Below are 14,757 nucleotides of genomic sequence, written 5' to 3' on the forward strand. Positions count from 1 at the left end.
GTTCGTCGGCACGGCTGGAAAAAGAAGGGCGCCCGGTCAGGCGCCCTGGCTTCTGCGCGGCGTCAGGCCGCCACGGAATCGGTGATGAAGGCCGGCGGCGCCGGGGTGCCGGCGGACACCGTCAGCACCTCGTAGCCGGTCTCGGTGACCAGCACCGTGTGCTCCCACTGCGCCGACAGGCTGCGGTCGCGGGTCTTCACGGTCCACTGGTCGGGCATGGTGCGGATATCGCGCTTGCCGGCGTTGATCATCGGCTCCACCGTGAAGATCATGCCGGCCTTGATCTCGGCGCCGGTGCCGGGACGGCCGTAGTGCAGGATCTGCGGGTCTTCGTGGAAGTTCTTGCCGATGCCGTGGCCGCAGTATTCGCGCACCACGCTGTAGCCGGCGGCTTCGGCGTGCACCTGGATGGCGTGGCCGATATCGCCCAGGCGCGCGCCATGGCGCACTTGCGCGATGCCTTTCCACATGCACTCGTAGGTCACTTGCGCCAGGCGCTTGGCCAGGATCGAGCCCTCGCCGACGATGAACATGCGGCTGGTGTCGCCGTAGTAGCCGTCCTTGGTAATGACGGTGATGTCAAGATTGACGGCGTCGCCGCTCTTGAGCACGCGCTCGCCGGGAATGCCGTGGCAGATCACGTCGTTGACCGAGGTGCAGATCGCGCCGGGGAAGGGCGGGTAGCCCGGCGGCGCATAATTCAGCGGCGCCGGCACGGTGCCCTGCACGTCGCGCATGTAGGCATGGCACAGGCGGTCCAGTTCGCCGGTGGTGACGCCGGGCTGCACGAAGGGCGTGATGTAGTCGAGGACTTCGGAGGCAAGGCGGCAAGCCACGCGCATGTGGGCGATGTCTTCGGCGGTGTTCAGGTAAATGCTCATGCTGCGTCGCCAGAAAAAGTGATGGCGAGGCCACTGGCCGCGCCGGAATCGATGGATCAAAGTGGGATTATCGCACCATCGAGGCCGGATCGCAGCCTGTTCCGGGCCGCCCGCCAGCGGCCGCCAGAGGCGGAACAGCGCGCAGCGGCTTGAGCGGGATGTACTTTTGTTGCTAGAATAGCGGGCTGATCTGGTTGCGCCGCAGCAATTGCGCCGGCCAGGTCGGGTATTTTGGCAGGTTCCTTTCCTGTCGCTTGAAATCGCTGGCCCGCCTATCCGGGGTGTTCCTTTTCAGGAATGTCGGGGCGGGCTTCAGACCTAACCCTTTGGAGATCTACATGTCCGTGACCATGCGCGAAATGCTGGAAGCCGGTTGCCACTTCGGCCACCAGACCCGCTTCTGGAACCCGAAGATGGCCCCCTTCATCTTCGGCCATCGCAACAAGATCCACATCATCAACCTCGAAAAGACGCTGCCGATGTTCCAGGACGCCATGAAGTACGTGCGTCAGCTGGCGGCCAATCGCGGCACCATCCTTTTCGTGGGCACCAAGCGCCAGTCGCGCGAAATCCTGGCTGAAGAAGCTGGCCGTGCCGGCATGCCCTACGTCGACGCCCGCTGGCTCGGCGGCATGCTGACCAACTTCAAGACGGTCAAGACCTCGATCAAGCGCCTGAAGGACATGGAAGCCGCCAAGGAAGCCGGCGCGCTGGAAACCATGAGCAAGAAGGAAGCGCTGATGTTCGAGCGCGAGATGATCAAGCTGGAAAAGTCGATCGGCGGCATCAAGGAAATGGGCGGCGTGCCTGACGCGATCTTCGTGGTCGACGTCGGCTACCACAAGATTGCCGTGACCGAAGCCAACAAGCTGGGCATCCCCGTGATCGGCGTGGTCGATACCAACCACTCGCCGGAAGGCATCGATTACGTGATCCCGGGCAACGACGACTCGAGCAAGGCCGTGGCCCTGTACGTGCGCGGCGTGGCCGACGCCATCCTGGAAGGCCGTGCCAATGCCGTGCAGGAAGTCGTTGAAGCCGCCCGCGGCGACGACGAATTCGTCGAAGTGCAGGAAGGCTGATAGCCGCCCGGCCCGCTGCTGAAAGGAACCCGATAGCGCGCACGTCAACACACGACAGGCAGGCATCGCCTGCCGCCCGGCACGCCGGGCAGCGCGCAGGGCGCAAGCCGGGGTACTTCGGCAGCAGGGCAAAAAAAGGGGGCACATCTGGCGCCCCCTTTTTTCGAATTTGAATTGTTGTCATCCGCCGCAGGCAAGATCTGCCGCGGGTGCGCTGAAGACCCACCGACCGGGTGCCGCGGGCGACTGCCGGCAGCCGGCGCGAACCATTCAAGGAGTGACAAATGGCGGCAATTACCGCAAGCATGGTTGCAGAACTGCGCGCGAAGACCGACGCGCCGATGATGGAGTGCAAGAAGGCCCTGACCGAGGCCGACGGCGACCTGAACAAGGCCGAAGAGCTGCTGCGCGTCAAGCTGGGCAACAAGGCCAGCAAGGCCGCCTCGCGCGTGACCGCAGAAGGCGTGGTGGCATCGTTCATCGACGGCACCACCGGCGTGCTGGTCGAACTGAACTGCGAGACCGATTTCGTCTCCAAGAACGACGACTTCCTGGCCTTCTCGGCCAAGGTGGCTGAACTGATCGCCAAGCAGAACCCGGCCGACGTGGCCGCGCTGTCGGCGCTGGAAATCGACGGCGTCAGCGTCGAAGCCACCCGCGCTGCCCTGATCGGCAAGATCGGCGAGAACATGACGATCCGCCGCTTCGTGCGCTACGCCAACGGCGGCAAGCTGGTGTCGTACCTGCACGGCACCCGTATCGGCGTGATGGTCGAGTTCGACGGCGACGAAGCCGCCGCCAAGGACGTCGCCATGCACGTGGCCGCGATGAAGCCGGTGTCGCTGTCGGCCGAGCAGGTCCCCGCCGACCTGATCGCCAAGGAGCGCAGCATCGCCGAGCAGAAGGCCGCCGAGTCGGGCAAGCCGGCCGAGATCGCCGCCAAGATGGTCGAGGGTTCGGTGCAGAAGTACCTGAAGGAAGTCTCGCTGTTCAACCAGCCGTTCGTGAAGAACGACAAGCAGACCGTCGAGCAGATGCTGAAGGCCGCCAACACCACCGTGAAGGGCTTCACCCTGTACGTGGTGGGCGAAGGCATCGAGAAGAAGCAGGACGACTTCGCCGCTGAAGTGGCCGCCCAGGTGGCCGCTGCCCAGAAGGGCTGATGTCCGGGGCGCGCCGGGCTGGCCATCCGGGCCGGCGCGGGCGCCTATAATGCCGCAGGGGCGCCGCAAGGTGCCCCTCTGCATAAGTAGTGCAGCACGGCGCGGCCGGCGTTGCATTGCAGCAGTCTGTTTCCGCGGTGGTCCGGTCCCGGCCGGGGCACCCCGAAAACCGGCTTTCCTCCTGCCGGCGGCACCATGACCCGTGCCGCCGGTGCCAAAACATACGTCCCAGTGTCTCAACCGAGTCGTCTCGACCGAGCCGCCTCAACCGAGCGAACTGCTCCTTCCGAGGGTGAACATGCCAGCCTACAAGCGCGTCCTTCTGAAACTGTCCGGTGAAGCCCTGATGGGCGACGATGCCTTCGGCATCAACCGCTCCACCATCGAGGCCATGGTGAACGACATTGCCGAGATCGTGAAGCTCGGCGTGCAGGTGGCGGTGGTCATCGGCGGCGGCAATATCTTCCGCGGCGTCGCCGGCGGCGCTGCCGGCATGGACCGCGCCACCGCCGACTACATGGGCATGCTGGCCACCATGATGAACGCGCTGGCGCTGCAGGACGCGATGCGCCACGCCAATATCGAAGGCCGCGTGCAGTCGGCGCTGCGCATGGACCAGGTGGTCGAGCCCTATATCCGCCCGCGCGCGATCCGCCAGCTGGAAGAGGGCAAGGTGGTGATCTTCGCAGCCGGCACCGGCAACCCGTTCTTCACCACCGACACCGCGGCCGCGCTGCGCGGCTCGGAGATCGGCGCCGAGATCGTGCTGAAGGCGACCAAGGTCGACGGCGTCTACACCGCCGACCCGAAGAAGGATCCGAGCGCCACGCGCTACACCACCATCAGCTTCGACGAGGCCATCTCGCGCAACCTGCAGGTGATGGACGCCACCGCGTTCGCGCTGTGCCGCGACCAGAAGCTGCCGATCAAGGTGTTCTCGATCGTGAAGCCCGGCGCGCTCAAGCGCGTCATCCTGGGCGAGGATGAGGGTACGCTGGTGCATGTGTGAGCTTGATCGCTGAGCCGCATCTGTGAGTCCGGTAACGGATGCCGCGCCGCGGCGCTGGTATCCAGCCGGGCAAAGAGTAGAATGATTCATTTTCGATCCCCACCAGAGGGGATCTTGGTTGGCTGATTTCCGGAGGTAAAAATGAGCGTCGCCGACACAAAGAAGAGCGTCGAGCAGAAAATGCAGAAGTCGATCGAAGCCTTCAAGGCCGATCTGGCTAAGATCCGCACCGGCCGTGCCCATACCGGCCTGCTCGACCACGTTCAGGTGGATTACTACGGCTCGATGGTGCCCATCAGCCAGGTGGCGGCGATCGGCCTGGCCGATGCCCGTACCATCACGGTGCAGCCGTGGGAAAAGAAAATGGTGGGCGCGGTCGAGAAGGCCATCCGCGATTGCGATCTGGGCCTGAACCCGGCCACCATGGGCGAAGTGATCCGTGTGCCGATGCCTGCACTGACCGAAGAGCGCCGCAAGGAGCTGACCAAGGTCGTGAAGGGCGAGGCCGAGGGTGCCAAGGTGGCGGTGCGCAACCTGCGCCGCGATGCCAACGAGCAGTTCAAGAAGCTGGTCAAGGACAAGACCATTTCCGAGGACGAAGAGCGCCGCGGCCAGGACGAGGTGCAGAAACTGACCGACAAGTACGTGGCCGAGATCGACAAGATGGTCGCCGAAAAAGAGAAGGAGATCATGACGGTCTGACGCCCGTCCCGGCCTGGCCGGGTCTGTCAGCGACCGTCTCACGCCCATGCAGCACATCAGCTCGACGCTTGCCGTACCCGATACTTCCTACGTGCCCAGGCATGTTGCCATCATCATGGACGGCAACGGCCGCTGGGCGACCCAGCGGCACCTGCCGCGCGTGGCGGGGCACAGCCGCGGGCTGGACGCTGTGCGCGCGGTGGTGGAAGCCTGCGCCGCCCGGGGCGTGCAGTACCTGACGCTGTTCGCGTTCAGCTCCGAGAACTGGCGCCGTCCGGCCGACGAGGTCTCGTTCCTGATGCGGCTGTTCATGATGTCGCTGCGGCGCGAAGTGGTGAAGATGCACGCCAACAACATCCGGCTGCGGGTGGTGGGCGACCTGAGCCGCTTCAGCCCGCGCATCCAGCGGCTGATCAAGGATGCCGAGGCGCGCACCGCCGGCAATACCGGCCTGACCGTCACCATAGCCGCCAACTACGGCGGACGCTGGGACCTGCTGCAGGCCATGCGCAAGATGCTGGCGCGCTCGCCCATGCTCGATCCCGAAACCATCGACGAATCGCTGCTGGCGCCGCACCTGGCGATGGCCTACGCGCCCGAGCCGGACCTGTTCATCCGCACTGGCGGCGAACAGCGCATCAGCAATTTCCTGCTGTGGCAGCTCGCTTATTCCGAGCTGTACTTCACCGACGTCTACTGGCCGGATTTCGACGCCGCGGAACTCGACAAGGCCTTCGCCTCGTACCGCCAGCGCGAGCGCCGCTTCGGCCGCACCAGCGCGCAGCTGGTCGCGCCCGGACTTTCCGGTACGGCCTGAGCCCGGCCACTCCAACTTTTCACGGGACCGCAGCGCATGCTCCTCACCCGCGTCATCACCGCCCTGTGCCTGTTGCTGCTGATCCTGCCGATCCTGTTCCTGGCGCCGCCGGCGGGCCTGGCGGGACTGCTCGGCGTGATCGTGCTGCTGGCCGGCTGGGAATTCGGCCGCCTGATCGGCCTGCGCGGGCCGTGGCCCTATGTCTATGCGCTGGCCTGCCTGATCGCCACCATCACCTGGCATGACCTGCCGCAGCGCCACGCCACCACCTGGCTGCTCGAGGCCGCGGTGGTGTGCTGGGGCGTGGCGGTGGTGCTGCTGGCGCGCGGTGTGCGCACCGCCACCCCGGCCTTCACCGCGCTGGGCGCGGTGCTGGGGCTGGTGATGCTGCCCGCGTTTGCCCATGCCACCATGATCCTGCGCGGTGCCGGCATCGGCGTGCTGCTGACCGCCGCGGTGCTGGTATGGGCCGCCGATATCGGCGCGTATTTCACCGGCAAGGCGATCGGCCGGCGCAAGCTGGCGCCCGGCATCAGCCCGGGCAAGTCGTGGGAAGGCGCCATCGGCGGCTGGGTGCTGGCGCTGGCGATCGGCCTCGCGCTGGCCGCCACCCATGCCTTTGCCCCGACCTGGTTCTCGGTGATGGGCGACCGCGGCGGGCTGGGCTTCGTCGCCGCGCTGACCACGCTGCTGGTCGCGGCCAGCGTGGTGGGCGACCTGTTCGAATCCCTGCTCAAGCGCCAGGTCGGCAAGAAGGACAGCAGCCGGCTGCTGCCCGGCCATGGCGGCGTGCTGGACCGCATCGACGCCTTGCTGCCGGTGTTCCCGCTGGCCGCACTGATGCTGATTTTTCTCTGAAGCCGTCTGCTATGCATCGCATCACCATCCTGGGCGCCACCGGCTCCATCGGAGAAAGCACGCTCGACGTGATCCGGCGCCATCCCGGCCGATACGCGGCGCATGCGCTCAGCGCCCATCGGCAGGTGCGCAAGCTGGCCGACCAGTGCATCGAGTTCCGCCCGGCGCGCGCCGTGGTCGGAACGGCCGAGGCGGCGCGCGAGCTGGAAACGCTGCTGCGCGCTGCCGGCGTGCCGACCGAGGTCAGCTACGGCGAAGCCGCGCTCGAATCCATCGCCGCCGATGCGCAAGCCGATGCCGTGATGGCCGCGATCGTCGGCGCGGCCGGCCTGCGCCCGACGCTGGCGGCGGCGCGCGCGGGCAAGCGCGTGCTGCTGGCCAACAAGGAAGCCCTGGTCATGTCCGGGCGCATCTTCATGGACGCGGTGCGCGAGCACGGCGCCACGCTGCTGCCGATCGACAGCGAACACAACGCCATCTTCCAGTGCCTGCCGGCCGACGACCCGCGCTACGGCCGCGGCGTGGCCAAGGTGCTGCTGACCGCGTCGGGCGGGCCGTTCCGCACGCGCGACCCGGCCACGCTGCACGATATCTCGCCCGACCAGGCCTGCGCCCATCCCAACTGGGTCATGGGCCGCAAAATCTCGGTCGACTCCGCCACCATGATGAACAAGGGCCTCGAGGTCATCGAGGCGCACTGGCTGTTCGGCGCCCCGGCCGAACGCATCGAGGTGCTGATCCACCCGCAGAGCATCGTGCATTCGATGGTGGCCTACGCCGACGGCTCGGTGCTGGCGCAGCTGGGCAACCCGGACATGCGCACGCCGATCGCCTATGGCCTGGCCTATCCGGAGCGGATCGACGCGGGCGTGACCCCGCTCGACCTGACCGCCGCCGGTGGCCTGCATTTCGAAAAGCCCGACCTGGTGCGGTTCCCGTGCCTGGGGCTGGCCTTCGACGCGCTGCACGCGGCGGGGGTGGCGCCTGCGGTGCTCAACGCCGCCAATGAAGTGGCGGTGGAGGCATTCCTGGCAACGCAGGTGCGCTTTACCGATATCGCCGGCATCGTGCGCCAGGTGCTGGAGGCAGCACCGAACGGCCCCGCCGATACGCTCGAGGCCGTGCTCTGTGCCGACGCGCTGGCGCGCGAGGCGGCCCGGGCCGCCGTCACCGCGCGGTCCGCGGCCCGCTGATCGGGCGGGGCGGTCTGCCGCATCTGCGACAATAGCGGCTGCGCCGGCCGGTCCCACGGGACCGCGCAGGCCGGCCCAGCGACCTTACCGACGTCCCGCACCATGCAAACCGTACTCGCTTTTATCGTTGCCCTGTGCGTGCTGATTTACGTGCACGAAATGGGTCACTACCTGGCCGCGCGCGCCTGCGGCGTGAAGGTGCTGCGTTTTTCCATCGGCTTCGGCCGGCCGCTGCTGCGATGGATCTCGAAGAGCCGCGACCGCACCGAATGGACCGTGGCGGCGATCCCGCTGGGCGGCTACGTCAAGATGCTCGACGAGCGCGAGCTCGATCCCGCGCGCGACACGCCCATCGACCCGGCCGATCTGCCGCGTGCCTTCAACCGCCAGCCGGTCGGCAAGCGCTTCGCCATCGTCGCGGCCGGCCCGCTGGCCAACTTCGCGCTGGCGATCGTGCTGTATTTCGCGCTGTTCGCCGGCGGCATGCGCGAGCCCGTGCCGGTGGTGGCGGCGCCCGCGGCCGGCACCATGGCGGCGCAGGCCGGCGTGCGCGAGGGCGACCGGGTGCTGTCGCTGACCGCCAACGGCCACACCGAGGCGGTCCGCTCCTGGAACGACCTGCGCATGGCGGTGTTCGCCGAAGGCTTCGGCGATGCGCGCGCGGTGCTGCGCGTGCGCGGCGCCGACGGTGCCGAGCGCGACGTCACGCTGCCGCGCCTGCCCAATACCGGCGGCAACCCCGAGCAGGATCCGCTCGCGACGCTCGGCCTGAACCTGAAGGGCGGGCCGGTGACGATCACCGAGGTGCTGCCCGATTCGGCCGCCGAACGCGCCGGCCTGCGCAAGGGCGACCGCATCGTGGCCTGGCAGGGCAGCCCGCTGACGCAGGCCAGCACGCTGATCAAGGCGGTGCGCAGCCAGCCGGGCCAGGCCGTGACGCTGGGCATCGAACGCGATGGCCAGCGCCTGGACGTGCCGGTCACGCTCGACACTGCCGCGGCGCGCGATGGCGCCACCGATGCCAGCGGCGCCGCGCCGGCGCCCGCGGGCAAGCTGGGCGCGGCGCTGAGCCAGGCGGTGCAGATGGAGACCGTGCGCTACCGGCCGGACCAGGCGCTGGCACGCGCGGCGGGGCAGGTCTGGGATACCAGCGCGCTGTCGCTCAAGCTGCTGGGCAAGATGCTGGTGGGGCAGGCTTCGCTGCAGAACCTGAGCGGTCCGCTGACCGTCGCGGACTACGCCGGACGTGCCGCAAACCTCGGCATACAGGCCTTTGTCAGCTTCCTGGCGCTGGTCAGCGTTAGTCTTGGCGTACTCAATTTGTTACCCATTCCGGTTCTGGATGGGGGGCATTTGCTGTATTATTGCGTGGAATTTTTGACTGGCCGGCCCGTCCCAGACCACTGGCAGGCAATGCTGCAGAAGGTTGGCATCGCCTGCATCTTGCTCCTGACTTCGCTCGCTTTGTTCAATGACGTCAGCCGAATGTTTCTGGCGAACGGCTAGAAACGTGTGTCGGCAAGGGGGTGGTGGTGTCGTCGGACACCGTCGCCGGGGACGCCATTTGCCAGGCGCAGTCCAATGAGGCATCGGAGCGCAATCCTGGATGGAATCAAAGAGGGGATCAACATTGATCAGACATAAGCGCATTTCGCTGGGCTTGCTGGCGAGTGCCGTTATTGCAGCCTGGAGCCCGGCGGGCTGGGCTGCCGATCCGTTCGTCGTCAGGGACATCCGCGTTGAGGGACTGCAACGCGTCGAACCGGGTACCGTGTTTGGCTACCTGCCGGTGCGCGTCGGTGAAACCTTCACCGATGACAAGGGCGCCGATGCCATCCGTGCCCTCTACAATACCGGCTTCTTCAAGGACGTGCAGATCCGCGCCGAGGAAGGCGTGCTGGTGGTGCAGGTCGAGGAACGCCCGGCGATCTCGCAGCTCGAGTTCGTCGGCATCAAGGAATTCGACAAGGACACGCTGCGCCGCTCGTTGCGCGCGGTCGGCGTGGCCGAGGCCCGCTACTACGACAAGGCCCTGATCGACAAGGCCGAGCAGGAGCTCAAGCGCCAGTACGTCGCGCGCGGCTACTATGCCGCCGACGTGCAGACCACGATCACGCCGGTGGACCGCAACCGCGTCTCGGTGGTGTTCAACGTCGACGAAGGCCCGGTCGCCAAGATCCGCCAGATCAATATCGTCGGCAACAAGGCCTTCAAGGAAAGCACGCTGCGCGACGAGATGCAGCTGTCCACCCCCAACTGGCTGTCGTGGTACACCAAGAACGACCTGTACTCGAAGCAGAAGCTGACCGCCGACCTGGAAGCGCTGCGCTCGTACTACCTGAACCGCGGCTACCTGGAATTCGCGATCGAATCGACCCAGGTCTCGATCACGCCCGACAAGAAAGACATCTTCCTGACGCTGAACATCAAGGAAGGCGAGCAGTACAAGGTTTCCGACGTGCGCCTGGCCGGCGAGCTGCTGGGCAAGCAGGAGGAAATGGAAAAGCTGCTGCAGCTGAAGAAGGGCGATATTTTCTCGTCCGAGAAGCTGACGCAGAGCACCAAGGCCATTACCGACCTGCTCGGCACCTATGGCTACGCGTTCACCACCATCAACCCGCAACCGCAGATCGACAAGGAAAAGCGTGAAGTCGCGCTGACGCTGATGGTCGATCCGGGCCGCCGCGTCTACGTGCGCCGCGTCAACGTGGTCGGCAACAGCAAGACCCGCGACGAAGTGGTGCGGCGCGAGATGCGCCAGATGGAAAGCTCGTGGTTCGACAGCGAAAAGCTGCAGCAGTCGCAGGCGCGCATCAACCGTACCGGCTACTTCACCGACACCAACATCACCACCGAGGACGTGCCGGGCGCGCCCGACCAGGTCGATGTGAACGTCAACGTGACCGAAAAGCCCACCGGCCAGATCAGCCTGGGCGTGGGCTTCTCGTCGACCGACAAGCTGGTGCTGCAGGCCGGCCTGCGCCAGGACAACGTGTTCGGCTCGGGTACCAGCCTGGGCCTGGACGTGAACACCGCCAAGTCGTTCCGCACCATTGCGCTGACGCAGTACGACCCGTACTTCACGGTCGACGGCATCAGCCGCTCGACCGATATCTACTACCGTACCTCGCGCCCGCTGTACTACACCGGCGACCAGGACTACAAGATCGTCTCGGCCGGCGGCGGCTTCAAGTTCGGCGTGCCGTTCTCGGAAGTCGATACCGTGTTCTTCGGCATCGGCTACGAACGCACCCAGGTGTACACCTCGGTCAACACGCCGACCCAGTACACCGACTGGCTCAACAAGATCGGCAAGAGTTCGGGCGACGGCATCAACAACTTCCCGTTCACGATCGGCTGGGCGCGTGACCGCCGCGACAGCGCGCTGGTCCCGACCAAGGGCCCGTACACCCAGGCCAACCTGGAAGTCGGCCTGCCGGGCGGCGATACGCAGTACTACCGCGCCAGCGTGCAGCAGCAGTACTTCTACCCGATCTCGAAGGCCTTCACGCTGGCACTGAACGGCGAGGTCGCCTACGGCCACGGCTACGGCAACACGCCGTTCCCGGTGTTCAAGTACTTCTACGCCGGCGGTATCGGCTCGGTGCGCGGTTACCAGACCAGCACGCTGGGTCCGAAGGACCAGAACGGCAACCCGGTGGGCGGCGCCTCCAAGATGATCGGCAACATCGAGTTCATCTTCCCGCTGCCGGGTTCGGGCGTGGACCGCACGCTGCGCCTGTTCACCTTCTTCGACTTCGGTAACGTCTATCAGGAAGGCGAGCCGCTGAGCTTCAGCGACCTGAAGTACTCGACCGGCTTCGGCATGTCGTGGCTGTCGCCGATCGGGCCGCTGAAGCTCAGCATGGGCTTCCCGCTCAGGCGCGACCCCAACGACAAGGTCCAGCGCTTCCAGTTCCAGATCGGCACAGCATTCTGATTCTGAAAAAGGATCTGTTTTCATGACTACAACATCCAAACTGGTCAAGTCCCTGGGCGCCGCCGCGCTCGCCACCGCGGCGCTGTGTGCCGCGCTGCCGGCCTCGGCCCAGGAAGCGCGCATCGCCGCGGTCAATTCCGAGCGCATCCTGCGCGATTCGCAGCCGGCCAAGGCGGCCCAGGTCAAGCTGGAGCAGGAGTTCTCCAAGCGCGACCGCGAGCTGCAGGACATGGCCCAGAAGATCAAGGGCATGGCCGACAAGCTGGACAAGGACACGGCCGTGCTGGCCGATTCCGACCGCCAGCGCCGCCAGCGCGAAGTGGCCGACCTGGACCGCGAGTTCCAGCGCAAGCAGCGCGAGTTCCGCGAGGACCTGAACCAGCGCCGCAACGAGGAACTGGCCCAGGTGCTGGAGCGCGCCAACCGCGTGATCCGCCAGCTCGCCGAACAGCGCAAGTACGACCTGATCGTGCAGGAAGCGGTGTACGTGAATCCGCGCATCGATATCACCGACGACGTGATGAAGGTGCTGAACGCCGGCAGCAAGTAAGCCGCAGCCGCTGCTTCGTTCCTTCGTTCGTTCCTTCGTTCTTTCATCAGGAAGTACCGCCATGCAGACACCCACACTGGGTCAGCTCGCCACCGAGAACGGCGCGCAGGTTGTGGGTGACCCCGACCTGGCGATCACCGGCCTGGCCCCCCTGGACCAGGCCGGACCGGGCGAGCTCTCGTTCCTGTCCAATCCGCTCTACCTGCAGCAGGCGCTGGATGCCAGGGCCGGCGCCGTGATCGTCTCGGCCGCCGACCTCGAGCGCGTGCGCGCCGAAGGCAAGGCCGACGGCCGCAACTGGCTGGTGGCGCGCAATCCCTACGTATGCTTTGCCCGCGTGGCCCAGCGTTTCGACCGCGCCGCCAATACCGACGCGCGCACCGGCATCGACGCGCGCGCCACGGTGGCGCCCGACGCGGTGGTGCCGGCCTCGTGCTACATCGGCCCCAACGTGGTCATCGAAGCCGGCGCGCGCCTGGGCGAGCGCGTGCGCATCCTGGCCAACGGCTATGTCGGCGCACATGCCGAGATCGGCGACGATTCACTGCTCTACGCCAATGTCTCGGTCTACCACCACTGCGTGGTCGGCGCCCGCGCCATCCTGCACAGCGGCGTGGTGATCGGTGCCGACGGCTTCGGCTTCGCGCCGGACATCAGCGCCACCGGCGTCGAATACGTGAAGATCCCGCAGACCGGGCGCGCGGTGCTGGGCCAGGACGTCGAGGTCGGCGCCAATACCGCGATCGACCGAGGCGCCATGGCCGACACCGTGATCGAGGACGGCTGCAAGATCGACAACCAGGTCCAGATCGCGCACAACGTGCGGGTCGGCGCGCACACGGTCATCGCCGGCTGCGCCGCGGTGTCGGGCAGCACGCGCATCGGCCGTTTCTGCGTGATCGGCGGCGCGGCCAACTTTGCCGGGCACCTGACCATTGCCGACCGCACCACGGTGTCGGGCGGCACCTCGATCACCAAATCCATTACCAAGCCCGGCGGCCATTTCACCAGCGTGTTCCCGTTCCTGCCGCACGGCGAGTGGGAGCGCAACGCAGCCATCGTGCGCGGCCTGAGCAAGCTGCGCGAACGCGTGGTCGCGCTGGAACGCCGCCTGCGCGGCCAGGCCGCCGGGTCCCAACCCTCACAAGACTAAAGAGAAATCATCATGAGCGCGGCCGAAATCGATATCCGCAAGATCCTCAAGCTGCTGCCGCACCGGTACCCGTTCCTGCTGGTCGACCGCGTGCTGGAGTTCGAGGCGCAGAAGCGGATCAAGACCCTGAAGAACGTCACCATCAACGAGCCGTACTTCCAGGGCCATTTCCCCGAGCAGCCGGTGATGCCGGGCGTGATGATCCTGGAAGCGCTGGCGCAGTCGGCCGGCCTGCTGACCTTCGGCGCCGACATGGAGCGCAAGGAAGGCGCGCTGTACTACTTCGTCGGCATCGACGGCGCCCGCTTCAAGCAGGTGGTGTACCCGGGCGACCAGCTGCACATGAACGTGACGGTCGAGCGCTATATCCGCGGCATCTGGAAGTTCAAGGCGTTCGCCACGGTCGACGACAAGGTGGCCTGCGAGGCGGAGCTGATGTGCACCGTGAAGCAGGCCGAGTGAGGCCGCCCGCGGCCCGCGGCGGCGCCGCGGGCTGACTGCCGCGCTCCCGCTTCGCGGGGGGCGGAGGCCCGGACGGGAACCTTTGCCCGGCGCATTGGCCCATCCTTCACCAGACCCATCACAGGACAGTACGCATGACGCAAATCCACCCCACCGCACTGGTCGACCCGAAGGCAGAGCTGGCCGCCGACGTGAGCGTCGGCCCGTTCTCCATCGTCGGCCCCAACGTGCGGATCGGCAGCGGCACCCGGATCGGCTCGCATACGACGGTCGAGGGCCATACCACGATCGGCGCGGGCAACACCATCGGCCCGTATGCCTCGGTCGGCGGCGTGCCGCAGGACATGAAGTACCGCAACGAGCCGACCCGGCTCGAGATCGGCGACCGCAACACCATCCGCGAATTCACCACGATCCACACCGGCACGGTGCAGGACCGCGGCCTGACCAGCATCGGCAACGACAACTGGATCATGGCCTACGTCCATATCGCCCATGACTGCATGGTCGGCAACCACACCGTGTTTTCCAGCAACGCGCAGATCGCCGGCCACGTCGAGGTCGGCGACTGGGCCATCCTGGGCGGCATGAGCGGCGTGCACCAGTTCGTGCGCATCGGCGCCCATGCGATGCTGGGCGGCGCCTCGGCGCTGGTGCAGGACGTGCCCCCGTTCGTGATCGCGGCCAGCGACAAGAGCGGCAACAAGGCCACGCCGCACGGCATCAACGTCGAAGGTCTGCGCCGCCGCGGCTTCGATGCCGGCCAGATCGCCGCGCTGCGCCAGGCCTACAAGCTGCTCTACAAGTCCGACCTCAGCTTCGACGAGGCGCGCAACGAGATTTCCGCATTGCTGGCGCAGGTGGATGCCGGCACCGCGGCGCCGCTGCAGGCCTTTGTCGACTTCCTTGCCGCGACCCAGCGCGGCATCGTGCGCTGAGACCGGACC

General features: G+C 66.6%; 14 protein-coding genes. 13 read left to right on the top strand and 1 reads right to left on the bottom strand.

Annotated features, from left to right (window positions below; all coding sequences use genetic code 11):
* Positions 1-62 precede the first annotated feature (62 nt).
* Positions 63-881 carry a type I methionyl aminopeptidase gene (map, locus tag C7416_RS07810; RefSeq protein ID WP_111517873.1) on the bottom strand — a complete coding sequence of 273 codons (819 nt, stop codon included), beginning with the start codon at positions 879-881 and terminating at the stop codon, positions 63-65.
* Positions 882-1,219: 338 nt separating this feature from the next.
* Here map and rpsB point away from each other — a divergent pair, with 338 nt between their 5' ends.
* The 13 genes from rpsB (at position 1,220) to lpxA (ending at position 14,748) form a co-directional block, all read left to right on the top strand.
* On the top strand, positions 1,220-1,963 hold the full coding sequence (rpsB, locus tag C7416_RS07815; protein WP_012352954.1) for a 30S ribosomal protein S2: 744 nt from the start codon (positions 1,220-1,222) through the stop codon (positions 1,961-1,963).
* 284 nt (positions 1,964-2,247) lie between these two features.
* Positions 2,248-3,126 (top strand): translation elongation factor Ts, encoded by an 879-nt coding sequence (gene tsf / locus C7416_RS07820; RefSeq protein ID WP_111517874.1) that lies wholly within the window; start codon positions 2,248-2,250, stop codon positions 3,124-3,126.
* Positions 3,127-3,424: 298 nt separating this feature from the next.
* The gene (pyrH, locus tag C7416_RS07825; protein ID WP_012352952.1) at positions 3,425-4,135 is read left to right on the top strand and encodes a UMP kinase; all 711 of its coding nucleotides are present in this window, start codon (positions 3,425-3,427) and stop codon (positions 4,133-4,135) included.
* A 141-nt stretch (positions 4,136-4,276) separates the two neighbouring features.
* Positions 4,277-4,837 (top strand): ribosome recycling factor, encoded by a 561-nt coding sequence (gene frr, locus C7416_RS07830; RefSeq protein WP_018005692.1) that lies wholly within the window; start codon positions 4,277-4,279, stop codon positions 4,835-4,837.
* Positions 4,838-4,883: 46 nt separating this feature from the next.
* Complete coding sequence (locus tag C7416_RS07835) at positions 4,884-5,654, top strand: isoprenyl transferase (RefSeq protein ID WP_012352950.1); 771 nt, start codon at positions 4,884-4,886, stop codon at positions 5,652-5,654.
* 36 nt (positions 5,655-5,690) lie between these two features.
* Complete coding sequence (locus C7416_RS07840; RefSeq protein ID WP_111517875.1) at positions 5,691-6,512, top strand: phosphatidate cytidylyltransferase; 822 nt, start codon at positions 5,691-5,693, stop codon at positions 6,510-6,512.
* Between the two features lie 11 nt (positions 6,513-6,523).
* Positions 6,524-7,705, top strand: a complete 1,182-nt coding sequence (gene ispC, locus C7416_RS07845) for a 1-deoxy-D-xylulose-5-phosphate reductoisomerase (protein WP_111517876.1) — start codon at positions 6,524-6,526, stop codon at positions 7,703-7,705.
* A 102-nt stretch (positions 7,706-7,807) separates the two neighbouring features.
* The gene (gene rseP / locus C7416_RS07850) at positions 7,808-9,211 is read left to right on the top strand and encodes an RIP metalloprotease RseP (protein ID WP_111517877.1); all 1,404 of its coding nucleotides are present in this window, start codon (positions 7,808-7,810) and stop codon (positions 9,209-9,211) included.
* A 100-nt stretch (positions 9,212-9,311) separates the two neighbouring features.
* A complete protein-coding gene (gene bamA, locus C7416_RS07855) occupies positions 9,312-11,645 on the top strand; it encodes an outer membrane protein assembly factor BamA (RefSeq protein WP_181461164.1) in 2,334 nt (777 codons plus the stop codon).
* Between the two features lie 22 nt (positions 11,646-11,667).
* Positions 11,668-12,195: an OmpH/Skp family outer membrane protein gene (locus tag C7416_RS07860; protein ID WP_062800121.1), complete on the top strand. Its 528-nt coding sequence runs from the start codon at positions 11,668-11,670 to the stop codon at positions 12,193-12,195.
* 61 nt (positions 12,196-12,256) lie between these two features.
* On the top strand, positions 12,257-13,348 hold the full coding sequence (gene lpxD / locus C7416_RS07865) for a UDP-3-O-(3-hydroxymyristoyl)glucosamine N-acyltransferase (protein ID WP_111517879.1): 1,092 nt from the start codon (positions 12,257-12,259) through the stop codon (positions 13,346-13,348).
* 12 nt (positions 13,349-13,360) lie between these two features.
* Entirely contained in the window at positions 13,361-13,810 is a 450-nt protein-coding gene (fabZ, locus tag C7416_RS07870) for a 3-hydroxyacyl-ACP dehydratase FabZ (RefSeq protein ID WP_010809590.1), read from the top strand.
* 134 nt (positions 13,811-13,944) lie between these two features.
* Entirely contained in the window at positions 13,945-14,748 is an 804-nt protein-coding gene (gene lpxA / locus C7416_RS07875; RefSeq protein ID WP_111517880.1) for an acyl-ACP--UDP-N-acetylglucosamine O-acyltransferase, read from the top strand.
* Positions 14,749-14,757: the final 9 nt, after the last annotated feature.

This window comes from Cupriavidus phytorum (assembly GCF_003254285.1).
In the GTDB taxonomy this organism is placed as follows: Bacteria; Pseudomonadota; Gammaproteobacteria; order Burkholderiales; family Burkholderiaceae; genus Cupriavidus; species Cupriavidus phytorum.

What these genes read in the sequence shown, in the direction of transcription:
- map (WP_111517873.1), bottom strand. Translation starts at nt 881, where the DNA reads ATGAGCATTTACCTGAACACCGCCGAAGACATCGCCCACATGCGCGTG.
- rpsB (WP_012352954.1), top strand. Translation starts at nt 1,220, where the DNA reads ATGTCCGTGACCATGCGCGAAATGCTGGAAGCCGGTTGCCACTTCGGC.
- tsf (WP_111517874.1), top strand. Translation starts at nt 2,248, where the DNA reads ATGGCGGCAATTACCGCAAGCATGGTTGCAGAACTGCGCGCGAAGACC.
- pyrH (WP_012352952.1), top strand. Translation starts at nt 3,425, where the DNA reads ATGCCAGCCTACAAGCGCGTCCTTCTGAAACTGTCCGGTGAAGCCCTG.
- frr (WP_018005692.1), top strand. Translation starts at nt 4,277, where the DNA reads ATGAGCGTCGCCGACACAAAGAAGAGCGTCGAGCAGAAAATGCAGAAG.
- C7416_RS07835 (WP_012352950.1), top strand. Translation starts at nt 4,884, where the DNA reads ATGCAGCACATCAGCTCGACGCTTGCCGTACCCGATACTTCCTACGTG.
- C7416_RS07840 (WP_111517875.1), top strand. Translation starts at nt 5,691, where the DNA reads ATGCTCCTCACCCGCGTCATCACCGCCCTGTGCCTGTTGCTGCTGATC.
- ispC (WP_111517876.1), top strand. Translation starts at nt 6,524, where the DNA reads ATGCATCGCATCACCATCCTGGGCGCCACCGGCTCCATCGGAGAAAGC.
- rseP (WP_111517877.1), top strand. Translation starts at nt 7,808, where the DNA reads ATGCAAACCGTACTCGCTTTTATCGTTGCCCTGTGCGTGCTGATTTAC.
- bamA (WP_181461164.1), top strand. Translation starts at nt 9,312, where the DNA reads ATGGAATCAAAGAGGGGATCAACATTGATCAGACATAAGCGCATTTCG.
- C7416_RS07860 (WP_062800121.1), top strand. Translation starts at nt 11,668, where the DNA reads ATGACTACAACATCCAAACTGGTCAAGTCCCTGGGCGCCGCCGCGCTC.
- lpxD (WP_111517879.1), top strand. Translation starts at nt 12,257, where the DNA reads ATGCAGACACCCACACTGGGTCAGCTCGCCACCGAGAACGGCGCGCAG.
- fabZ (WP_010809590.1), top strand. Translation starts at nt 13,361, where the DNA reads ATGAGCGCGGCCGAAATCGATATCCGCAAGATCCTCAAGCTGCTGCCG.
- lpxA (WP_111517880.1), top strand. Translation starts at nt 13,945, where the DNA reads ATGACGCAAATCCACCCCACCGCACTGGTCGACCCGAAGGCAGAGCTG.